Raw genomic sequence first — 21,808 nt, forward strand, 5'->3', positions numbered from 1 at the left:
CATAAAAGTAAACATATAAAAAATATCATAAAACCACTACAGCGGCAGGTAAATGATGAATAAAGAAATGGTGAATAAGCTGCTCGTCGGCTCGTGCTTGGGTGCACTGTCATTTGGTGCTGTCGCAACAGAAGGGGGCGGTCTTGGGATCTACCCTGATGGGCTAGAAAACTTTATGTCTGGCGCATTGCCACCGCAAGGTGTTCATGTGCTGGTTTATGGTGGAAATGCCCACTATGACAGTGTTCGTGACAATAAAGGCGATAAAATTCCGATCCCTGGTTTTAGTGTGAATGTGAACGTACTCGCACCACGCTTTATCTGGGTGACTGACCAAAAAGTGTTTGGTGGCGATTTAGCGTTTCACACCATTCTTCCTTTGTTGGATGTGACGGCAAAGGCAGCAGGGAATAAAGAAACCAGTCGTGGACTTGGGGATATTACTTTCGGCCCCGCACTCGGTTTCCATCCTTCCGCTGACTTACATTATGTCTTAGGGCTGGATGCTTACGCGCCAACCGGAAAATACAGTAAAACCGACCCATCAAGTTTAGGGAAAAATTACTGGGTATTACAGCCAGTGTGGGCAATCAGCTACATTCCACCTGTCGGGGTGAATGCGGATTTAAAAATGATGTATGACTTTAACTTCCGCAACAATGATACGGACACGCGTTCAGGGCAAGCATTCCACGCCGATTATGCATTAGGCTGGGGCTTTGGTAATGGCTGGGTCGCGGGTGTTGGGGGCTATGGATTTATGCAAACCACCAATGACAGTGGTCCAAACTCAGCGCAAGGTAAGGCTCAAGCCTTCGCGGTAGGGCCTTCAATCCGTTATGCAAACCCACAAGGTTGGCTATTTACGGCAAAGTGGGAGAAGGATTTTTCTGTGAAAAATCGCCCAGAAGGTTCACAAATTTACCTCAAAGCATCTATTCCGTTTTAATTCCTTCCTCTTCAATATTGGCAGCCGAAAGGCTGCTGATATTGAAGTACATAATTCCTATTACCTATTTTCATTTTCAGGTGGTAGTCGAGTCTTCCATATATGAAAAAATGACCGTACAGCTCGCTAATCAGCCATACGGTCATTTTAATTTAGACTGATTTTACTACATGAATTTACGCTTTTTTCATACTTTGGCTTGGACTCTCTCCATAGCGTTGCTTATATTCTGCGCTAAACCGTCCCATATGGGCGAATCCCCAACGCAATGCTACGCCAGTCACGCTGGTGGCTTCCCCTGACATCAATTCGGCTCTAACTCGCTCCATACGCAAATCACGTAAATATTGCATTGGGCTAATATCTAAAAACTCTTTAAAACCAGCATATAAGCTGCGCAAACTGACGCCAGCAATATGGGCGAGTTGTTCAACGGTAATTGGCTCGTGGGCGTGTGCTTCGAGATACTCTTGAACGCGGCGCACATGACGCGGGCGAATGGTGGCACGGCGCATACCGGAATCTTCTAAATAATTATGTTGGTGGGTGGAAAGTAGAGTGACAGAAACCAATTGTTCTACTTGGGTGGTTATCAGCTTATGTTGCAGTAAATCAGGCGTGCGCGTAGCGCATTCAACCAAATAATTCATCAACGTACGCCATGCAATACAAGACTGCCAAGCAAACCCTAATTCAAAAACTAACGGTTTCTCTAAGGTATGCCCAAGTTGCCCAACCAACGTACGCTCTAATAAAGAACGAGAAATTCTCAGCATAAATTGGTCATTATCACTGTTCCAACGCATCACCGTAGACTCTTCTGGGCTAAGTAAAGAAGCCATCTGCGGTGTGGATTCTAAGGTTTTCCCGCCGCTTTCGATCATTGCACTACCTGACAATGGCATTTGCACCAGAAAAAAATCTTCCAGTTGCCCGGGAGTGATAGCCACATCTGCCCCATAGCGTAGGCGGCTGAGGGAAATATCCCCCATTGGAATGTAATGCATTCGAGCATCAAGACGTTGATGCGGATTAAGTAACTGAAATTGATGGGGCTTCATCACGCGACCCACCATGGATTTGATCTCTTCAGGATCAGCTGAACTGAATAATAATCGCTCAGAAGAACAGAGTTGGTTCTCTATCTGAGGTGCAGGTGCGTAAGGCCATGAATTGCTCAACATAAGGAGGTGCCTCCAAAGTAAACACTGTGCCCTTGATAGGTTGCCTAGCGAGTTTCGCGATAAGCTAGAATCCTCGAGGGGCACTATGGGATATTTCGATATCTCATTGTTATTTTTTTATTATCTTCGACTTATCACGCAGGTCGATTTTTTAACATTTCATTAAACAATTTTTAACCAATTGTGCTTCGAACATAGCATAAAGGAATTTGCTTACCTAGCCATATTTGTGCAAAAACTATCCGAATACTGCAAAAAAATAGAGAGAATTCACTGATTGTGATTTCTATAACAAACTAAAAAATAAAGTTATTTTTATTAAATGTTAGTTTTAAATATATGATTATTCATATTTTTTTATATATTTCTCTACCTATTAGTTAAGCAAAAAGTTATCTATGGTGGAATTTCATTTTTTATTAGAGGAATACTCTAATGCCCTTATATTTGTAAGGGATAATTAGGATTATTAGTTGATTAATTAGGGAAATTAGCCATGACTTTCTTTGGTGGTGATTCTTATCAGTCGTCCCTTTCCCTGACATTTTTTCATTATTTTACAATGATTTTGTCCGCTCTATGCACCCCTTATCCACTCTCTGCAAAAATCTAATATACATGATTAATCATGGATTGACCGTTTATTAACAAATGAGATACAAGAAAGAAACACAAAAAAGATAACAACGTGCTGACGTTGACTGGTGAGGTTAAAATGGCTGAGCGCTCGTTTGTTCAAGAAGTTCAAAAATTACGGCAGGGTGAAGGCGAAGTCTTCAGCGGTGAAGGGATCCTCGCCGTTACGAAAGCATTACTCGAATCAGGGGTTTCCTATGTGGCAGGATATCAGGGAGCACCCATTTCCCACTTGATGGATGTGCTGGCAGATGCGCAGGATATCCTATCGGACTACGGTATTCGTTTCGAAAATAGCGCCAGTGAAGCCACTGCCGCCGCGACTTTAGCCGCATCGGTTAATTACCCTTTACGTGGTGCAGTGACATTCAAAGCAACCGTGGGTACTAACGTGGCTTCCGATGCATTAGCAAACTTAGCCTCTGGCGGAGTACTGGGTGGTGCGTTGATCATCGTCGGCGAAGATTACGGCGAAGGTTCCTCCATCATGCAGGAACGTAGCCACGCATTTGCTATGAAATCCCAAATGTGGCTACTCGACCCTCGGCCTAATTTACCTTGTATTGTTCAAGCAGTTAAAGATGGTTTTGATCTTTCCGAAGCCAGTAACACCCCAGTTATGCTGCAAATGCGCATTCGCTCTTGCCATGTTCATGGACAGTTCACATGCTCTGATAACCAACACCCTAAATTTACGGTCAAAGATGCGTTAGAAAACCCAACTCGTGACGTGAGCCGCATCGTGTTACCGCCAGCCAGTTTTTTACATGAAAAAGAGAAAATTGAGGCTCGCTGGCCTGCTGCCATCAAATTTATTCAGCAACGTGAACTCAACGAATTTTTTGCGGAAGATGCCGAAGATGTGGGGATCGCCTTACAAGGTGGCAACTACAACACGCTGATCCGCGCATTAAACCAGATTGGTCTCGCCGACGTTTTTGGTAATAGCAAAATCCCGTTGTATGTCATGAATGTAGCGTACCCGCTGATTGATGATGAATTTGAACGCTTTTGCCGCAATAAAAAAGCCATTTTGGTTTTAGAGGAAGGGCAACCCAACTTTGTTGAGCAAAACGTGGCGAATATTTTACGTCAACGCAATATTGATGTGGCGCTGCATGGCAAGGATATGCTGCCAATGGCGGGAGAATATAACACCGCGACGGTATTGGCGGGGCTGCGTTCATTTTTCGAACGTTATGGCAAAATCGAGCCACAAGTGAAAGCGGCTGCAAATCAGATTCGTATTCCAACCATTAATGTCGCGGCCGTGAAAGCCGACGATGACCTGCCTGAATATGTGAACGCTGCGGAACCTACTTTGAATGAAACGGTACATGCGCGCCCACCAGGGTTCTGTACTGGCTGCCCTGAACGACCCATTTTTACTGCAATGAAGCTAATTGAGCGTGAATTAGGCGAACACCATGTGAGTGCGGATATTGGCTGCCATTTATTCTCGATTCTGCCGCCATTTAACCTCGGTAACACCACAATGGGTTACGGGCTGGGTGGCGCAGGTGCTGCTGCACTCAACGCGAAGGCGGGTAAACGGGCGATTTCTGTGATGGGAGATGGCGGTTTTTGGCATAACGGGTTAACCAGCGGTATTGCTAACAGCGTATTTAACCGTAGCGATAACTTAACCATTGTTGTTGATAACAGTTATACCTCAGCAACGGGTGGACAAGATATTTTGTCGTCAACGGCGCTAAATCCTACTCGCAGTACTGGTCATGAGATTGAAAAAGCCGTTAAAGGTGTTGGGGTGAACTGGGTGAAAACCATCACCCGTACCTACGATTTAAAAGCCATGACGAACACCTTGCGTGAGGCACTGACGACGACAGAAAGCGGTCCTAAAGTGTTAATTGCGCAAAGCGAATGTATGTTGAACAAGCAGCGTCGCGAAAAGAAAAAAGTCCGTGAAGATGTTTCAGCAGGCAAGCGAGTTGTCCGTGAACGTTTTGGTGTTGATTCAGATACTTGCACGGGAGACCACTCCTGTATTCGTTTATCGGGTTGTCCATCTTTATCAATCAAACCTAACCCAGATCCTTTACGGACAGATCCAGTCGCGACAGTGATGGATAGTTGCGTAGGCTGTGGGCTGTGCGGTGAAGTCTCCCATGCAGCAGTGCTGTGTCCTTCATTCTTTAAAGCTCAGATTATTACCAATCCAAATGGTTGGGACAAACTGCGCCACCGTGTTCGCGGCTGGTTTATTGGCTTCTTGCAGCGTCGTGATGCACGCCGCCGTGAACAACTGAGTTTTTAGGGGGGCACATGACTCAATCTTTAATGACTTCTAAACCGTTAATGACTTCTCAACCGCTAATGGCTTTGCAGCCGATCAAAATCGCCATCCTCGCGATGGGCGGTGAAGGTGGTGGCGTTCTCGCCGATTGGATTGTCAATCTTGGCGAAGATAACGGTTATTTTGCGCAAACCACTTCTGTTCCAGGCGTGGCGCAGCGTACTGGGGCAACAATTTATTATGTTGAATTATTCCCTGGTGCTGATAACCCGCAAACTCCTTCACCTGTTTTAGCGTTAATGCCCATGCCCGGTGATGTGGATGTGGTGTTGGCTTCAGAGCTGATGGAAGCAGGCCGCGCTGTACAACGTGGTTTTGTGACTGCGGAGCGTACCACGCTGATTAGTTCGACCCATCGGGTTTATTCCATCGCAGAAAAATCGGCTATGGGGGATGGGCGAGTGGATAGCCAAGCGTTGATCCGCCATGCGGGGCAAGCCGCCCGTCAGTTTGTACATTTTGATATGGCGCAAGCGGCGCAAGAGAGTGGCAGCGTGATCAGCGCCGTATTGTTCGGTGCACTGTTTGGTTCGGGGGTTCTGCCCTTTAGCCGTGAACAATTTGAAGAAACCATCGTTCGTGGTGGCGTTGGTGTGAAACCGAGCTTGCGGGCATTTGCATTGGGTGCTGAAAAAGCGGCTCAGCCTGAAGAAGCTTATCAAGCAGAATCTGCAAAAACGGTAGAAAAAACGCCAAAAAACAAGCATGTAGCTGCTCTCCTTTCTCGGATTGAAAGTCAGTTTCCTGACCATGTTCACTACCTTGCGACCGAAGGTGTTCGTCGGCTGGTTGATTATCAAGACCCTGCGTATGCCGAAACGTATCTCAACCGATTACAAGGGCTGTTTGCGCAAAAAGGCGGTGATGACCCGCGTTTACAACGTGCGCTAGTGCGCCACTTAGCGCTGTGGATGTCTTATGAAGACACCATTCGCGTTGCGGACTTAAAAATTCGCGATAGCCGCTTTGCCCGAGTACGCAGTGAAGTCCAAGCGAAAGATAACCAATTGCTCGACATCAATGAATTTATGCATCCAAGAATCGAAGAGATTTGCGAAACGCTTCCCAAAAGTTTAGGCAACTGGTTGATGAAACCACATTGGGTACACAAAGCCGTTCGCAAATTGACGCAAAGGGGACGAACAATCACTACCAGTTCCTTGTGGGGATTCTTACAGTTGTACGTGCTAGCCGCATGGCGCAGAGGGCGTCGCTCAACGCTGCGTTATCAGCTTGAAAATAATCGCATTGAAAAATGGCTAGCCACCGTCGTGCAAGCCGCAAAAAGTAACCCTGCTTTGGCAACCGAAATTGCACAATGTCAGAGAGTGGTGAAGGGGTATAGCGACACTCATGCTCGTGGATTGCGCAATTTCCAAGTTTTGATGGAGATTGTTGAACGTCATGGTAGCCAGCTAGCACCGATTAATTTACGTGAATTACGTGAAGCGGCGCTGGCGGATGAACATGGTAATGAGTTGAAAAAATGCCGTCAGCGTTTGGCGATGGAATAAGGATAGCATCATGAGTTTACTGACATTTTCTCGAAACCATCGGATCAATTTTTCAGAGTGTGATCCCGCAGGGATCGTGTTTTACCCGCAATACTTCGTGATGTTTAACAACCTCATTGAGCGTTGGTTTGATGAACTACTCCCTGAAGGATTTGCGGGGTACATCCTCGATCAGCGCTTTGGTTTGCCCACGGTGCATTTAGAGGCGGATTTTAAAGCGATTAGCCGTATGGGGGATGATGTTCAGCTTGAGCTGCATGTCGAACGCATAGGCGGTAAATCACTGACTTTACGTCAACGCTGTATCAGCCTTGATGGCGAGTTGCGCATGGAAGTGACGCAAACTTATGTCACTACATCACTGATTACGCATCAGGCTATTCCAATTCCTGAAGCACTGTATAGCGCCTTAACCCAGCAGCAACCGGTGTAATGGCACAACGTAATAAAGGAGAAACTCCATGAATATCGTTTGTATCGGCGGCGGTCCCGCAGGGCTTTATTTCGGGTTGCTGATGAAACTACAAAACCCAAGTAACCGTGTGGTGGTGGTTGAACGTAACCGCCCTTATGACACCTTTGGTTGGGGCGTAGTATTTTCTGATGCCACATTAAGTAATTTGCGCAAAGCAGATCCAGTCTCAGCAGAAACGATCAGTGCTGAATTTAGCCATTGGGATGATATCGACATTCACTTTAAAGGCAGCTGTAATCGCAGCGGTGGGCATGGGTTTATCGGTATTGGGCGTAAAAAGCTTCTCAATATCTTGCAAGATCGCTGCCTTGAAGTGGGTGTGGAGTTGGTATTTGAAACCCAAGTGGCGGATGACCAAGAAATTGCACGTCAATATGATGCGGATCTGGTGATTGCATCTGACGGGATCAACAGCGCAGTCCGTACTCGCTATGAAAATATCTTCAAACCCGATATTGATCAACGCCGTTGCCGTTTTGTTTGGCTAGGAACGAAAAAGATTTTCGACGCATTTACCTTCTTGTTCGCGGAAAATGAACACGGTTGGTTCCAAGTTCACGCTTATCAATTCCAAGAAGGCTTATCCACATTTATCGTAGAAACCACCGAAGAAACTTGGTTGAAAGCGGGTATTGACCAAATGTCCCAAGAAGATGGAATTGCCTACTGTGAGAAGCTGTTCGCCCCGTGGCTGGATGGTGAAAAACTGATTGCCAATGCAGCGCACTTACGTGGTGCCGCGATTTGGATCCGCTTCCCTCGCGTGATCTGTGATAACTGGGTGCACTGGACTCAGCCAACAAGCAGCAAGGAAGTTCCTGTAGTGCTGATGGGGGATGCCGCTCATACCGCTCACTTCTCTATTGGTTCAGGCACAAAACTGGCTCTGGAAGATGCGATTGAGCTGTGCGAAAGTTTGAAAGCGACTCAAGGAGATTTGCGCAAAGGACTTGAGCATTACCAAAAAGTTCGCAGTGTCGAAGTGCTGAAAATCCAGAATGCGGCGCGTAACTCAACCGAGTGGTTTGAAAACGTGCAGCGGTATGAAAACCTCGATCCTGAGCAGTTTGCTTACTCTTTATTAACCCGTTCTCAGCGCATTTCTCATGAAAATTTACGTGTGCGTGATAGTAACTGGTTAACCCATTATGAAAACTGGTTTGCCGAAAAATCGGGTTTACCAACGCAGGTAGCTAGTCAAAAAGTCGCTCCAATGTTGACGCCATTTCGCTTGCGTAATGTGGAACTGAAAAACCGTGTGATAGCGTCTCCAACGTTGCTGTATTGCGCAACGGATGGGTTAGTCAGTGATTTCCATCTGGTACATATCGGTAGTCGCGCATTAGGTGGGGCTAGCCTGATTATGACGGAAATGACGGCGATTTCTCCTGAAGCACGAGTCACGACAGGCTGCCCAGGAATTTGGAATGATGCGCAAGTGGCGGCATGGAAAAATGTAACGCAATTTGTACACCAAAAAACGGATGCGAAAATTGGGATCCAACTAGGACATGCTGGGCGTCGTGGTTCAACACAGCGCGGCTGGGAGCAAGAAAACCACCCAATGAAACAAGGTAATTGGCCATTAGTTTCCGCATCACCATTACCTTATTTACCTTCAATTTCACAGACACCCACTGAGCTAACTGAAGCCCAAATGGCGACGATTATCGATCAGTTTGTGGCGGCCGCAAAACGCGCGGATCAAGCCGGTTTTGATTGGTTAGAGTTGCAAGCTGGGCATGGTTATCTGCTATCAAGCTTTATTTCTCCGTTAACTAACCAGCGTACCGATGGGTTTGGTGGGTCGTTAGAAAATCGTCTGCGTTTCCCGCTAGCGGTAGTGAGCGCGGTCAGAAAAGTATGGTCTGACGATAAGCCACTGTCTGTGCGTATCTCTGCGACAGATTGGGTTGAAGGCGGCACAACAGTCGATGAGGCTGTACTGATTGGGCAAGCTCTCCATCAAGCTGGCGCGGATATTATCGACTGCTCATCGGGTGAAGTTTCTCCTCTTCAGCAGCCAGTTTATGGGCGTATGTATCAAACCCCAATGGCGGATCGTATTCGCAACGAAGGATCGGTGCCGGTAATTGCCGTCGGAGCGATCACTGATGCGGATCAAGTGAATAGCATTATCGCGTCAGGGCGAGCAGATCTTTGTGCGCTTTCTCGACCACTCCTTGCCGACCCTGCTTGGTTACTCCATGAGTGTGCTCGCTTTGGGTGGAATTCAGTCACGTGGCCAGCGCCTTATGAGTATGGTCGCCAACAATTAATCCAACAATCGAAAAGCCGTTAATGGCGCAAATGCGAGAGGAGGAAACACCATGACAGCCCACTCCCATGAAATTCAGTCCCATGACCAATACAGAGAAAATGTCGCAGGACGCGCAGATGTGGAAGATACACCAGAGTTGTTGGCGTATTACAAGCAGTTAGATGAACTCAAAACGGGTGCATTGTGGACGGTTGCCAACAAAATTGAGCCGTGGCAGCCAAAATCTCAATCTGTGCCTGTGTTATGGCGCTACCAAGATTTACGTGAGCATGTTTTGCGTTCGGTGGATTTGGTGACTCCAGAAAAAGCGGGGCGCCGTGTGATCTACTTAAACAACCCTGGTCGTCAAGATGTGGCCGCGGCAGTGGGGTGGTTGTATTCCGGTTTACAGGTGATGCATCCGGGGGAAGCGGCTTCTGCTCATGCTCATTCATCATCAGCATTGCGTTTCATTATGGAAGGGCGTGGCGCCTACACCATTGTGGAAGGGCAAAAAATGATTCTAGAAGCCAATGATTTTGTACTAACGCCTAACGGTACTTGGCATGAACATGGGGTGGAAGAAGGCGGACTACCGTGTATTTGGCAGGATGGTCTCGATATTCCATTAGTCAATGCGATGGAAGCGGGTTTCTACAAGGTTCACCCTGATTTACATCAAGCGCAAACTCGCCCAATTGATTATCCCGTTGGTATGTGGGGAGCGACAGCATTGCGCCCACACCATGTGGGATGGGATAAGCCGTATTCGCCATTATTCAAATATCAGTGGGGGCCAACTTATGAAGCATTGCAACGCGCTGCAAAAGTGACGGATGGCTCGGTGTTTGATGATGTTTTAATGAACTACACCAACCCATTAACGGGCGGGCCTGTGATGCCAACGATTGGGGCTAGTATGCAGTTATTACGCCCTGGGTTTGTCGGTAAAGCTCATCGTCATACGGGCAGTTTTATTTACCAAGTGGCGAAAGGAAAAGGGTATTCGATTATTAATGGGCAGCGCTTTGACTGGCAAGAGCGAGATATTTTCTGTGTGCCATCATGGATGTTCCACGAACATGTGAATACATCCCAGAGCGAAGATGCGTGCCTGTTCTGTTTTAACGACTTGCCAGTGATGCACTCCCTTGGTCTCTATTATGAAGAGGCGCTTGTGGACAATGACGGGCACCAAAAAGTGATTAGCTAAGTTTTTATTCTAACTATTTATTTTTTTAGCTATTTATTCCAATTATTGATTTTAATTATTTACGTGAAGATTTCAGTTAGGTCTTAAGACCTGACTCAAGGAGAAAAATTATGCGTCTTATTACTTACCGTTCAGATGTTACCGCAGCAGCACGTTTAGGGGCTATTGTTAACGAGCAAGTCGTGGATTTAGCGAGATTAGCGGAAGAGAACGGCCAATATCTCCCTGATAATATGCTGGATTTTATTGATTTAGGCCCTCAAGGGACCCGTGCAGGTACTGAATTATTAAATGCACATAAAGGCCAATTTCCTGCGGGAACGGCATGGCCAGTACAAAACGTAAAAATTCTAGCGCCAATTCCACGTCCAAGAAAAAACATTTTTGGGATCGGCTTGAACTATGTTGAACACGTTGCGGAATCAAGCCGTACGCTGGACACTTCTAAAGAGCTACCAAAAGAGCCAGTTATCTTTTCTAAACCGCCAACAACGGTGATTGGCCCAGGTGATGCGATTGAGCACAACAGTAAAATCACTCAGCAGCTGGATTGGGAAGTGGAATTGGCGGTGATTATGGGGACGCGTGCTAAAGGGGTCTCTGAAGTAGACGCTCTGAATTATGTGTTCGGTTATAGCTTAATGATTGATATGAGTGCGCGTGATTGCCGTCGTGCGGGTCAATGGATCTACTCAAAAGGTCAGGATACTTACGCACCATTTGGCCCGTGCATCGTAACGGCTGATGAAATTCCTGATCCTCACTCACTGAATCTGAGTTTGAAAGTTAACGGCGTAACCAAGCAAGATTCCAATACTCGCCACATGCTGTTTAACGTGAATGCGTTAATTGCTGATATCAGCAAAGGCATTACCTTAGAGCCGGGGGATATTATCGCAACGGGTACTCCTGAAGGGGTTGGTGCGGGTCGTTCTCCACAAGAGTGGGTATGGCCGGGTGATGTGATTGAAGCGTATGTCGAAAAAATCGGTGAATTACGCCATCCAGTGGTTGCGGTATAACCCAAGGGAGATAGCAACATGTTGAATCTACCTCAATTTAAAGCGGCGGCAGTACAGGCCGCCCCTGTATTCCTCGATACTGATGCGACAGTTGATAAAGTGTGTCGGTTGATTGAAGAAGCGGCTGATAATGGTGCCAAATTAGTGGCATTTCCTGAAGTGTTTGTCTCTGGCTACCCGTATTGGAGCTGGGTGATGAACCCAATTGATGGCAGCCCTTGGTTTGAGAAACTGTGCAAATCTGCCATTGAAGTTCCGGGGCCTGAAATTAAACGAATCGCCCAAGCCGCTGCTCGTCACCATATCAACGTGGTGGTGGGGGTGAATGAGCGTAATCCGAACGGGATTGCCACGCTATACAACACTTTAGTAACGATTTCTGATGAAGGTAAAATTTTAGGGCGTCACCGTAAATTAGTCCCAACGTGGGCGGAAAAATTGACGTGGGCAAATGGGGATGCCTCCTCGCTGAAAGTTCACCAAACCAGTATTGGGCCTTTAGGGGCGCTGGCATGTGGCGAAAATACCAATACGTTGGCGCGCTTCTCGTTATTGGCTCAAGGCGAATTGGTTCATATTGCCAGTTATATTGCATTGCCAGTGGCACCAAAAGATTATGACATGGCGGATGCGATTCGTTTACGTGCTTCAGCTCACTGCTTTGAAGGTAAAGTGTTTACCATCATTTCGTGTTCAACAGTTTCTGAAGAAATCGTTGAAGCGATGGCTGCGTCGCATCCAGAATCCCGTGAGCTGCTCGCGCGTCCAAATAGTGCATTCTCCGGCATTATTGGCCCCGATGGTCGAGTGATTGGGGAACCATTGATTGATAAAGAAGGCATTGTATACGCTGAAATTGATTTGAATCGCTGTATTCAACCTCGCCAAATGCATGATATTACAGGACACTATAATCGCTTTGATATCTTTGACTTACAGGTCAATAGACGCCCATTAACGGCAGCTCGTTTCCATCATAGTGGACAAGATGTTGATGAACTTAATCAGTTTGCTGAATCGGATGACTCTTCAGTGGAGAAAGGACTATGAGCTTAGCACGTACATTTCGTATTGGTCAGATTGTGCCTTCATCAAATACCACGATGGAAACTGAAATTCCGGCCATATTGCGCGCCCGTGAAGCGATGTTTGCCGAGCGTTTTACGTTCCACTCTAGCCGTATGCGTATGCAGAAAGTCACCAAAGATGAATTAGCAAAGATGGATTCAGACAGTGACCGTTGTGCCATTGAGCTTTCAGATGCCGATGTTGATGTATTAGGGTATGCCTGCTTGGTTGCTATTATGAGCATGGGGAAGGGCTACCATCGTGTTTCGCAAAAACGCCTTCATCAGTGCACTATCGATAACGGGCATCCAGCACCAGTAGTCACCAGTGCAGGCGCATTAGTCGAAGGGTTACATGCCATTGGCGCAAAAAAAGTGTCGATTTTGACGCCGTACATGAAGCCATTAACGCAAATGGTCATCGACTATATTGAACATGAAGGTATTGAAGTGGTGGATAGCATTTCGTTGGAGATCCCTGACAACCTCGAAGTGGGCAGACAAAACCCATTAGCGCCAGTGGAAATCACCAAAAAGCTGAACACCAATGTGGATGCGATTGTGGCATCGGCTTGTGTGCAAATGCCATCATTACCATCGATTCAACTGATTGAAAATAGGGTGGGTTTACCAGTGTTGTCATCGTCTGTGGCAACAACCTACATGATGCTAAAAAAATTGGGGCTAGATACGCGAGTGGATGGTTTTGGCTCGCTACTTAGCGGAAGATTTTAGTTAAATTATGTTAAGAGTTCGGTTTCCTTCTGCTACTCTGCTAGCTTCTAATGTCATAAAACCAGAAGCGAGAAAAGAGGAATTGATGCCTGAATCGAAAGTCTTCGTTGATAATTACCTGCCTGCTCTTTTGGGGCAGGCATGGATGCTAGTTTCATCTGAATTTCATGCAGTTGTGGAAGCTAATGGGCTATCGGTTTTAGAATGGCGGGTGCTTTCCACATTAGCGAATAATGGTTCGATGGGGATCACCGAGCTGTCGCAAAAAACTGTCAGTAAGCAACCAACAATCACGCGGGTATTACAACGATTAGAGCAGCAAGGGCATGTGATCCGCCACAATAACCATACGGGAAGTGACCGCCGTGTGACTCTCGTGAGTGTGACGTCGAGTGGTGTCGAGCTAGTCGAAGGGTTATTGATTGCTGCGGAAGAACACGAAAGGCAGGTTTTGGCTCCTCTTGGTGTTCGTAAAAGCAAAATGCTCAAGCAAGTTTTACAAGAATTGATTGATAGACATAGCCCAGAAATCAAATAGATAAGTTACATTGAAATACTCGGAATTATCCGTTTTTGATGAGTGATAAGGATTTATAACAGAAGAACAGATTAAATCCTTATAAAACACTAGTGTATTGAATAGAAATGTAATGTATTGGAAATTAAGTAATATCCTGTAACACAATGATTGCTATCGTAGTTTTTGATTTGTTTTATTTTTTTATTCGGTAATAAATTGATGCTTTACATTGATTTGATTTATCTATTTACTGCAAGGCAGATAACTAAGATAAACCATTATGGAGCACTCAATGTCAGTAGTGACACTTGTACTCGTTTTTTTACTTGCAGTCATCGTGAGCGTATTTGTTTCTCGATTACTTAAAGACATCATTCCATTACCCATTATCCAGATAGCGCTAGGGGCTGCCTTGTCGTTATACGGATTTACAGTGGAATTCGAACCGCATCTTTTTCTATTTTTATTTATTCCTCCATTGCTATTTCTTGATGGATGGCGAATTCCAAAAGAAGCCTTATTCCAAGAAATTAAGCCAATTATGTCATTGGCGATTGGCTTGGTGGTCGTCACCGTTATTGGGATGGGGTTCTTTATCCATTGGCTGATCCCAACGATTTCACTGGCGGTTGCCTTTGCACTGGCGGCTATCCTTTCCCCAACTGACCCAGTGTCGGTATCTGCAATGACAGTGAATTCGCCACTGCCATCGCGTATGGCGCACATTCTTGAAGGAGAATCTCTACTCAATGATGCGACGGGCTTAGTATGCTTTAGCTTTGCGGTTGTGGCTGCGCTGACGGGGGAGTTCTCTCTGGCATCTGCTGCGGGCCAATTTGTGCTGGTGGCATTTGGCGGGATAGCGATTGGTTTATTAGTCGCATGGGCAATCGGCTGGTTAAACCAATTCTTGGTCAAGCGTACGGGTGAAGAGCCGGCTATCCAAATTATGATTAGCCTATTGATGCCATTTACAGCGTATCTGCTGGCTGAGCATCTGCATGTTTCTGGGATCCTTGCCGCCGTTGTTGCGGGTATTGCGATGCACTACGAAAAAATCGCAGGGCGTATGCAAGCAGCGACTCGTATGCAAAGTAAGGCCGTTTGGGACACGGTACAGACAGGCTTAAACGGCATGATCTTTATTCTGCTGGGTGAGCAGCTACCGGGTATGTGGACGAACCTACCGCAGGTAGCCGAAGCCGCAGGTGCTAGCCATCCTTGGATGTTGTTTGTGTATGTTGCGGTTATCACCCTTGCATTAGGTGCGCTGCGTTTTGCTTGGGTATGGATATCAATGACCTTGACCGTTTTCCACAATCGTCGTCGTGGAAAGCAGGCAGATGAAGTGCGTATCCGTATGATGGCAGTGATGGCAACAGCTGGGGTTCGCGGGGCAATTACCTTAGCAGGTATTTTAACATTGCCATTCTTAATGCCAGATGGGTCATTATTCCCTAACCGTGATGTGGCTATCTTCCTTTCGATGGGCGTGATCCTGTGTTCGTTGTTAATTGCTAGTATCGCATTGCCGATTTTAACCAAAGGTTTGGTGCAAGATTTACCTTACGATAACGATGAAATTCGTGCACGTTTGGCATTAAATGAAGCCGCAATGGCGCATATTCGCGAATTAATGAATCACCCTTCTGACGATATGGATGAAATTGCGATGCGTACCGAAGTGGGGGCTCAACTGTTAGAAATCTATGGTCGCCGTTTGGATAATACGGATGAAACGGAATCGGATGTGTTTGATTTACATAGAATGATCGAAATGGAACGTTCGATGTCAGATTCTGCTCTGAAAGCGAAGCGTGAAGCGCTATACCAAATGCGTAAAGGGAAAAACATCAATGAGCGTGTGTATCATCGCTTACGTGATGAGCTTGATTTAAAAGAAGAAACATTAAATCACCATAAGAGTTCAAAACACTAGTTTTTGTGATTTTTGTATATCAAATCATGCTCTGGTATTTTTCGAGTGCTTTGACTGTCATCGGCAATCCTTGGCGTAACAAGGCGGCAAAGTACTCGTTAATATTTATTTCTGGCTTTGTTAAGCTGAGTCGTTGTCGGCGCACAGCGGATAAAGCCAGAGCATGGTTTAAATCAAATAAGTCTGAAATAAACTCATCTGGATGCAAGGCTTCTATTTCTAATTGATCCATAGATTCTTTTGGAAAATCTTTTAGATTGAGCGTCACAATGATTTTTGCATGGCATTTTATGGCTGCAGCAACAACATGCCGGTCATTAAGGTCGGGCAATTCAATACCTTCAATTAATGGTTCATATTGACTGACTCTAGCGTCTGGTAGCGCATTATTCATTAGTGAGGCGGTTCTGATTAACTGTTTTTGGGCTAAATCAGGACGGTTACTGAGTAGATTCCGTTGCCATTCGTCTTGAATAGTATCGGTCCATTTTGCTTGATACAGGCCTGTAATGGCTAGATGCATGAGTAAATCCCGTAAAAGGGATGGATATAAAACACATGCATCTAGTACAACAGGAAAAGGGGAATGGATCATCAGTAAAGACCAAGCTCCTGACTTTGGTCTACCAGCGCTTGCATTGCCTGTAAGCTCTCTTTCTCTCGTTGAGCTTTGAATTGCATTAAATCTGCAAAAAGAATACGGCGATGACGACCTGTTTTATGAAAAGGAAGTCTACCTTCTTCTAGCAGTTTCACCATATGTGGGCGAGAAACATTAAGAATATTAGCCGCTTCCTGCGTTGTTAGCTCTGCATGTACGGGAACAACTTGTACTGCATTACCTGCTGCTAGCTCACCCAAAATAGCCATTAACAATGTGAGTGCTGATGTTGGTAACTCAATTTGATGAATATTGTCATCAGCATCTTTAATGGATATTTGCTGGGTTTCTAACTTAGTGGAGAGATAAGTTGCAAGCTCTCTTTGTCCGCGCACTGCCGCCTCAATCTCCTTTGGAGCCGGGAGGCTCATACTATTAAGAATTGAGTGTGTCATTGCTATTCCTACTTATAAGGTTAATTGCTATCAATTGCTTAGAAAAAATGTTTAAAAACCGATCAGAGCATAATCGAAATAAACGAAAATCGCAATAAACGAAATGATGCTGGAGGTGAATAAATTATGAGCATCCTGACTTGACTGTAGATAGATAGCTGATAATGTAATCTCTAATTATATTCAGGAAAAAATTATGTCACAGCATGTAGCTCACCTCATTATTATGATGACCATCACTTAACTGGTGGGAGTTTGCTGCATCCTCAACCCGCCAGATAAGGCGGGTTTTTTGTCCTTGTCTGGTTAGCATTCAACAAGGAGCCCTCTATGAATCTTTTCGAAAATACTCAAAAACATACGCAAGAACTTGAAGCCCTAATTGCTAACGCGGATCGAGCTATCACAGAAGAAAATTTCAGCTATTTAATGAATTTTTATTCTGAGAATGGCTCATTAGTGGTGAAAGACGGTTTACATGTCCATGGAAAAGAGAGCCTAAAAAAAGCGTTTTCAGCCATCGCTGAATTTTTTAATCACAGCTTGCAAGTGTCTCAAGGTGCGGTGAAAGTTATTTTTGGTGAAGATTGTGCCTTAGTCTTGGCTGAAACCATTTTGAGTGCGCAAATGCAAGACGGTACGTCATTTAACACAGTGCGAGATGCCACCTACGTTTTTAAACTGATCGACGGTAGGTGGCTATGTGTGATTGATAATTCCTATGGAACTTCATTGCTGAAATTCTAAGAAAAGCTTTTGCTCTTCACCATTTGTTTCATGAAAAAACAGCGAAATTCAGTTTACGTAATAAATGGTTTTTTATTGTAATTATTAAGCTTTACTGTTGTCTTTGGAGTTAAGTCTAAGGTTTATACTCGAGACAAGAATAACGGTGGAGGATATTTATTATGTCAATTTTCAGCTGGTTATTTAATCTCGGTAGAAATCGCTATGACTCGAAACGCGATAGTCAATATCGAGGTCATTCAGGACATGGCAGTAGTTCTAAGCATGGTTCTAGAAGTCAACATGACTCTCGAGGTAAACACGGCGGGGGTTATCAATACAATGATGGTCGAAGCGAAGATAATTATTTTTCACAGGGGCAAAATCTTCAAAAGATAAGATGCCGACAATGCCAAAGAGCCGTAGACCCAAATGCCAATTTTTGCGGTGAATGTGGAGCATCAACTTAAGGAAATAGAAAAGGTACTTCTGATTCAGGAGGAAGCATGGCGGAATCATTTTTTTCTCATAAAAATCATTACCAGCTCTATGTTAAGAATTTCATTGCATCACCAGCTTCGATGGGAACGGTATTCCCATCATCTCGTTGGTTATGCAATACCATGGTCGATAATATCGATTGGGCGCAGTGCAACCAGATAGCGGAAATTGGCGCGGGTAATGGCGTGATGACTCGCTATATTGTGAATAAAATTACGGCGCAAACACGTTTAGATCTCTATGAAATTAATCGTGATTTTCTTGATATTTTAAATCAGATTGATGACCCGAGAGTGGCGGTTAATCCCTGCTCTGCAGAATATTTATTGGGTGATTATGATTTGATTATTTCAGGAATTCCTTTTCTTTCCCTGAATAAAAAAACCAGTATGCGGATATTAAAACAGGTGCGTCAGAGCCTGATAAAGCATCAGGGTAAATTGGTGTTATTTCAGTATACTCAAGGCTGTGAGGCGTTATTTTCGCGTTATTTTTCATTTACAAAGGAACGCGTATATCGCAACTTTCCACCTGCTTGGGTGTATACCTGTGTCCCCAAATAACGCATCTTAGGCCAGCGTGATAGAAACTGGCCTAAGGCTTTTTACGTTATTTAGGGCGATACATTTCGAGTTTTTGTTGCTCTTCAATCCAGTAATAATCCGCAGGTCCCCCCGCCCGCATCAGAGGTTTTTGGCGGGCACTGTTATATAAGCCTTGCTCTAAGGTGGCTTCATCGATATGCACCATCACCACTTCCCCCATGACCATCCACGTATCCAGTAGGCTGCCGTCTGCACGCTTTAATTGTTGATATTCAGTGACCACACACTCCATGGAAACAGGCGTTTGGGCGATGCGTGGAGGAGTAATTAATGTAGACGGTAAGGTGGAAAGCCCAGTTAGGTCAAACTCACTTTCTCCGTGAGGTAACATCGCACTGCTTGAATTGACCTGCTGCCCAAGTTCAAGAGTCGCAAGGTTATAAACGAACTCACCTGTTTCGATAGCATTGGTGACGGAATCTTTTTTTCCAACACTTGAAAAGACCAAAATAGGGGGGGAGTAGTTAAAAATATTGAAGAAGCTATAAGGCGCAAGGTTGGTGTTGCCTCGCTTATCACATGTGGAGATCCAACCAATAGGGCGCGGACCAATTAATGAGGGAATAGGATCATGGGGAAGCCCATGACCTTGTTGAGGTTGGTAGCTGTAAAACTGAGTTTTCATTATTGGCTCCTTTTTTCGTTATCCTAACGGATTAATTTATTCTAGTTAATATTAGAAAATGAAAAGTGCACGATATGCATAGTTTAAGCATGATATGGATAATGGAAAAATTGTCATGATGAACATGGCTGAGATTAATGAATTTAAATTATATTTAAATTTTTATTAATTGAATTTATAAAACACAAAAAATGAGTTATTTAAGTTTATTTTCATATTTTATGAAAACATTAAGATTTTATGTTTTATATTGTTTGTTTTTAATCTGGAGTAGATTTTATTAAGTTATTATTTGCAGTGTTTATAATTGGATTGCCTTCTCTTTTTTTAATTTTAAATAATATTATTTTTAATAATTTATAATGATGAAAGAAGGCGGATTTTTAAATTATTAGCTAATTATATTATATGAATTTGGTTATTTAATTCATTGATAATTAATGTTATATAAATTTGATCATGATATTTAAACGATCAATAAAGTTAATTTGATAGGTATTAACTATTGAATGATATAATTTCGATCGATATAAACGTATTTACAGATTTATTTACTGTATCTATATTTTAATAAATTAAATCTCCTGCACTTTGGATATATCCATTTTTTATTGCGCTATTTGCTCAATGAATTGGCTAACTTTGAGTAAATAAAATTAAAGCTATTTAAATTGGTTTTAATATTATGAAAAACAAATATCGATTACGTGAAGAAGTTGGTTCATTTATCAGAGAAGCACGGCTTAATTGTTCATTAACTGGTGAGGAATTAGGGCGTATGCTTCATATTAGTCAGCAACAAATATCTCGCTATGAACGTGGAATTACAAGCATAAATATAGAGACGCTTGATGCTATATTAAAGGAACTAGGCAAGGATTGGTCTGAATTCTTTTTCAAGGTTATTGCTAACTATTCAGATGAAATAGCAGAGATAAAACTACAAGATAATTTTTTATTTCAAGATAAAAAATCAAAATATTCCTATTACGATAAATTAAAGTTCAAAGCCTTACATGATCTTTAATAACGAATAATCAAATTCAAACATTCTTCATTAAGTGTGTAATTAATTGTTATTTAATGTTTTTTTGTTCCATTAATTATTTAATGGTGTATTGCGTTTCTTTAATTTTTAAACGAAAGGAAAGTCATTATATGAAACTTAATCAGTTAGCAATCATTACACTGCTGGCAACATCAGCGACTTCTTTTAGTGTTATGGCGGAGAACACAGGTACAGTGAATTTTATCGGTACAGTGGTGACTTCACCCTGCAATATTGCTCAACCATCATTAAAACAAACTATTGATTTTGGTCAGCTTTCTCGCAGAGGTTTAGAGAATGGCCGAACGGCTGAAGTGGATTTTAATATTGAATTAACAGGGTGTGATTTTTCAGATTACACCAAAGATGGTACAGGGGCGGCAGCGGCAGTGAAAAACATGGAGCTGGTCTTTACGGGGCAAAACTACGCTGATGCGGGTAATACTTTGCTTTCAACTTCTCCGGGCAATGCAAACAACGTGGGTATTGGTATTGATGGTTTTGAATTTGGTAAAGCCAAAGATATTTTATCGCGGATTATCAATAAGAAAGGGGATAACACCTTAACCTTCAAAGCATTAGCGAAAGCAGTTGATACCACAAAAGATGTCGCTGAAGGTAAATTCAGCGCAGTGACTAACTTCCGAATTACCTATCAGTAAGCATATGAGTCTACCGCCAGTGAATACTGGCGGTATCAGGACTGGATTGAAGGAGAACGTTGAGGGAGACAATTGTGATTGTTTATCAATGGGTAACTCGCCAATTAGCTCAACTGATGACGATGACCATTCTGGTATGCCCGATAACTTCAGGGGCTGCAGTGAATAAAAAAATAGAGCTTAATGGCAGCGCAACGCTGAAAGGTATTGTCATCGCGACACCGTGTTCGGTTGTCATGGAAAATAGATTTCAAACGATTGATTTTTCACCTTTGGCAATCCCTCTGCTGGGTACGAAGTTGCAGCGTGAGCAGCATAACCAACCTTTTATTATTGAGTTACGAGACTGTGGAAGCCTTTATTCTTCACTCGACAGTAAAACATGGTTCATTCGATTTGCAGGGGAAACAGCGGAACACATTGATACATTTGTACTACGAGGCGCGTCACAAGGTCTCGGGGTTTCTGTCCTTGATAGCCGTTTGAACACATTGATTCCAGGGCAATATTACCCTTTAGCAAATAATGTATTACGGCAAGACAAATCAGGAAAAGCGCTCTATCTACAGTACTTTTTACGTCTAGAGCTAACTGGGCAACCTATTCAAGCGGGTAACTATCAAGGGTTAATCCGTTTTTTTATCGATTATCAATAACATAGATTATCAATAACGTCGATTATCAATAACTTGTAGATAAACATGATCTCGAAATCATTTTCGAGAGGGGCACACTCGTCGCATTTGGGATGGTA

General features: G+C 43.9%; 18 protein-coding genes and 3 pseudogenes. 17 read left to right on the top strand and 4 right to left on the bottom strand.

Annotated elements, in window-relative coordinates; translation table 11 throughout:
• Positions 1-52 precede the first annotated feature (52 nt).
• Positions 53-949, top strand: a complete 897-nt coding sequence (locus GKR74_RS00330) for a SphA family protein (protein ID WP_036955277.1) — start codon at positions 53-55, stop codon at positions 947-949.
• A gap of 176 nt (positions 950-1,125) precedes the next feature.
• Here GKR74_RS00330 and GKR74_RS00335 read toward each other — a convergent pair whose 3' ends face one another.
• On the bottom strand, positions 1,126-2,133 hold the full coding sequence (locus GKR74_RS00335) for an AraC family transcriptional regulator (RefSeq protein WP_154602038.1): 1,008 nt from the start codon (positions 2,131-2,133) through the stop codon (positions 1,126-1,128).
• 715 nt (positions 2,134-2,848) lie between these two features.
• Between GKR74_RS00335 and GKR74_RS00340 the strand changes: the two genes are divergently transcribed.
• From GKR74_RS00340 to GKR74_RS00385, 10 genes and pseudogenes are all read left to right on the top strand, one after another.
• On the top strand, positions 2,849-5,047 hold the full coding sequence (locus tag GKR74_RS00340; protein ID WP_154602117.1) for a thiamine pyrophosphate-dependent enzyme: 2,199 nt from the start codon (positions 2,849-2,851) through the stop codon (positions 5,045-5,047).
• Between the two features lie 8 nt (positions 5,048-5,055).
• Entirely contained in the window at positions 5,056-6,600 is a 1,545-nt protein-coding gene (locus GKR74_RS00345; RefSeq protein WP_230089105.1) for an indolepyruvate oxidoreductase subunit beta family protein, read from the top strand.
• Positions 6,601-6,610: 10 nt separating this feature from the next.
• Entirely contained in the window at positions 6,611-7,033 is a 423-nt protein-coding gene (locus tag GKR74_RS00350) for an acyl-CoA thioesterase (RefSeq protein ID WP_154602039.1), read from the top strand.
• A 28-nt stretch (positions 7,034-7,061) separates the two neighbouring features.
• Positions 7,062-9,377 carry a bifunctional salicylyl-CoA 5-hydroxylase/oxidoreductase gene (locus GKR74_RS00355; protein ID WP_154602040.1) on the top strand — a complete coding sequence of 772 codons (2,316 nt, stop codon included), beginning with the start codon at positions 7,062-7,064 and terminating at the stop codon, positions 9,375-9,377.
• A gap of 28 nt (positions 9,378-9,405) precedes the next feature.
• Positions 9,406-10,548, top strand: a complete 1,143-nt coding sequence (locus tag GKR74_RS00360) for a cupin domain-containing protein (protein ID WP_154602041.1) — start codon at positions 9,406-9,408, stop codon at positions 10,546-10,548.
• A 110-nt stretch (positions 10,549-10,658) separates the two neighbouring features.
• A complete protein-coding gene (locus tag GKR74_RS00365; RefSeq protein ID WP_154602042.1) occupies positions 10,659-11,570 on the top strand; it encodes a fumarylacetoacetate hydrolase family protein in 912 nt (303 codons plus the stop codon).
• 18 nt (positions 11,571-11,588) lie between these two features.
• Positions 11,589-12,626: pseudogene (locus GKR74_RS00370) on the top strand (carbon-nitrogen hydrolase family protein).
• The gene (locus tag GKR74_RS00375; RefSeq protein ID WP_154602044.1) at positions 12,617-13,372 is read left to right on the top strand and encodes a maleate cis-trans isomerase family protein; all 756 of its coding nucleotides are present in this window, start codon (positions 12,617-12,619) and stop codon (positions 13,370-13,372) included. Before GKR74_RS00370 ends, GKR74_RS00375 begins: the two are co-directional and overlap by 10 nt.
• Before the next feature lie 85 nt (positions 13,373-13,457).
• Positions 13,458-13,910, top strand: a complete 453-nt coding sequence (locus tag GKR74_RS00380) for a MarR family winged helix-turn-helix transcriptional regulator (protein WP_036955244.1) — start codon at positions 13,458-13,460, stop codon at positions 13,908-13,910.
• Positions 13,911-14,184: 274 nt separating this feature from the next.
• On the top strand, positions 14,185-15,831 hold the full coding sequence (locus GKR74_RS00385) for a Na+/H+ antiporter (RefSeq protein WP_154602045.1): 1,647 nt from the start codon (positions 14,185-14,187) through the stop codon (positions 15,829-15,831).
• A gap of 265 nt (positions 15,832-16,096) precedes the next feature.
• On the opposite strand, the pseudogene GKR74_RS18130 reads toward GKR74_RS00385, so the two are convergent.
• Together GKR74_RS18130 and GKR74_RS00395 are read right to left on the bottom strand one after the other, a co-directional pair.
• Positions 16,097-16,426 (bottom strand): annotated as a pseudogene (locus tag GKR74_RS18130) (PIN domain-containing protein); the annotation flags it as partial.
• Positions 16,396-16,887, bottom strand: a pseudogene (locus GKR74_RS00395) (helix-turn-helix domain-containing protein). The pseudogenes GKR74_RS00395 and GKR74_RS18130, both read right to left, overlap by 31 nt.
• 330 nt (positions 16,888-17,217) lie before the next feature.
• Here GKR74_RS00395 and GKR74_RS00400 point away from each other — a divergent pair.
• The 3 genes from GKR74_RS00400 (at position 17,218) to GKR74_RS00410 (ending at position 18,677) form a co-directional block, all read left to right on the top strand.
• Positions 17,218-17,634: a YybH family protein gene (locus GKR74_RS00400; RefSeq protein ID WP_154602048.1), complete on the top strand. Its 417-nt coding sequence runs from the start codon at positions 17,218-17,220 to the stop codon at positions 17,632-17,634.
• Between the two features lie 161 nt (positions 17,635-17,795).
• Positions 17,796-18,083, top strand: coding sequence for a zinc ribbon domain-containing protein (locus tag GKR74_RS00405; protein ID WP_154602049.1), 288 nt, complete (start codon positions 17,796-17,798; stop codon positions 18,081-18,083).
• Positions 18,084-18,119: 36 nt separating this feature from the next.
• Positions 18,120-18,677, top strand: a complete 558-nt coding sequence (locus GKR74_RS00410; protein ID WP_154602050.1) for a class I SAM-dependent methyltransferase — start codon at positions 18,120-18,122, stop codon at positions 18,675-18,677.
• A 46-nt stretch (positions 18,678-18,723) separates the two neighbouring features.
• Here GKR74_RS00410 and GKR74_RS00415 read toward each other — a convergent pair whose 3' ends face one another.
• Complete coding sequence (locus GKR74_RS00415; RefSeq protein WP_154602051.1) at positions 18,724-19,344, bottom strand: flavin reductase family protein; 621 nt, start codon at positions 19,342-19,344, stop codon at positions 18,724-18,726.
• Positions 19,345-20,029: 685 nt separating this feature from the next.
• Between GKR74_RS00415 and GKR74_RS00420 the strand changes: the two genes are divergently transcribed.
• The 3 genes from GKR74_RS00420 (at position 20,030) to GKR74_RS00430 (ending at position 21,710) form a co-directional block, all read left to right on the top strand.
• Positions 20,030-20,371 (top strand): helix-turn-helix domain-containing protein, encoded by a 342-nt coding sequence (locus GKR74_RS00420; protein ID WP_154602052.1) that lies wholly within the window; start codon positions 20,030-20,032, stop codon positions 20,369-20,371.
• A gap of 131 nt (positions 20,372-20,502) precedes the next feature.
• On the top strand, positions 20,503-21,054 hold the full coding sequence (locus GKR74_RS00425; RefSeq protein WP_154602053.1) for a fimbrial protein: 552 nt from the start codon (positions 20,503-20,505) through the stop codon (positions 21,052-21,054).
• Between the two features lie 74 nt (positions 21,055-21,128).
• Positions 21,129-21,710 carry a fimbrial protein gene (locus GKR74_RS00430; protein WP_181478662.1) on the top strand — a complete coding sequence of 194 codons (582 nt, stop codon included), beginning with the start codon at positions 21,129-21,131 and terminating at the stop codon, positions 21,708-21,710.
• Positions 21,711-21,808: the final 98 nt, after the last annotated feature.

It is taken from the genome of Providencia sp. wls1914 (assembly GCF_009706645.1).
Lineage (GTDB): Bacteria > Pseudomonadota > Gammaproteobacteria > Enterobacterales > Enterobacteriaceae > Providencia > Providencia zhijiangensis.

Bases quoted from the DNA above. Each gene is read 5' to 3' on its own strand.
- GKR74_RS00330 (WP_036955277.1), top strand. From the start codon at position 53: ATGATGAATAAAGAAATGGTGAATAAGCTGCTCGTCGGCTCGTGCTTG.
- GKR74_RS00335 (WP_154602038.1), bottom strand. From the start codon at position 2,133: ATGTTGAGCAATTCATGGCCTTACGCACCTGCACCTCAGATAGAGAAC.
- GKR74_RS00340 (WP_154602117.1), top strand. From the start codon at position 2,849: ATGGCTGAGCGCTCGTTTGTTCAAGAAGTTCAAAAATTACGGCAGGGT.
- GKR74_RS00345 (WP_230089105.1), top strand. From the start codon at position 5,056: ATGACTCAATCTTTAATGACTTCTAAACCGTTAATGACTTCTCAACCG.
- GKR74_RS00350 (WP_154602039.1), top strand. From the start codon at position 6,611: ATGAGTTTACTGACATTTTCTCGAAACCATCGGATCAATTTTTCAGAG.
- GKR74_RS00355 (WP_154602040.1), top strand. From the start codon at position 7,062: ATGAATATCGTTTGTATCGGCGGCGGTCCCGCAGGGCTTTATTTCGGG.
- GKR74_RS00360 (WP_154602041.1), top strand. From the start codon at position 9,406: ATGACAGCCCACTCCCATGAAATTCAGTCCCATGACCAATACAGAGAA.
- GKR74_RS00365 (WP_154602042.1), top strand. From the start codon at position 10,659: ATGCGTCTTATTACTTACCGTTCAGATGTTACCGCAGCAGCACGTTTA.
- GKR74_RS00375 (WP_154602044.1), top strand. From the start codon at position 12,617: ATGAGCTTAGCACGTACATTTCGTATTGGTCAGATTGTGCCTTCATCA.
- GKR74_RS00380 (WP_036955244.1), top strand. From the start codon at position 13,458: ATGCCTGAATCGAAAGTCTTCGTTGATAATTACCTGCCTGCTCTTTTG.
- GKR74_RS00385 (WP_154602045.1), top strand. From the start codon at position 14,185: ATGTCAGTAGTGACACTTGTACTCGTTTTTTTACTTGCAGTCATCGTG.
- GKR74_RS00400 (WP_154602048.1), top strand. From the start codon at position 17,218: ATGAATCTTTTCGAAAATACTCAAAAACATACGCAAGAACTTGAAGCC.
- GKR74_RS00405 (WP_154602049.1), top strand. From the start codon at position 17,796: ATGTCAATTTTCAGCTGGTTATTTAATCTCGGTAGAAATCGCTATGAC.
- GKR74_RS00410 (WP_154602050.1), top strand. From the start codon at position 18,120: ATGGCGGAATCATTTTTTTCTCATAAAAATCATTACCAGCTCTATGTT.
- GKR74_RS00415 (WP_154602051.1), bottom strand. From the start codon at position 19,344: ATGAAAACTCAGTTTTACAGCTACCAACCTCAACAAGGTCATGGGCTT.
- GKR74_RS00420 (WP_154602052.1), top strand. From the start codon at position 20,030: ATGAAAAACAAATATCGATTACGTGAAGAAGTTGGTTCATTTATCAGA.
- GKR74_RS00425 (WP_154602053.1), top strand. From the start codon at position 20,503: ATGAAACTTAATCAGTTAGCAATCATTACACTGCTGGCAACATCAGCG.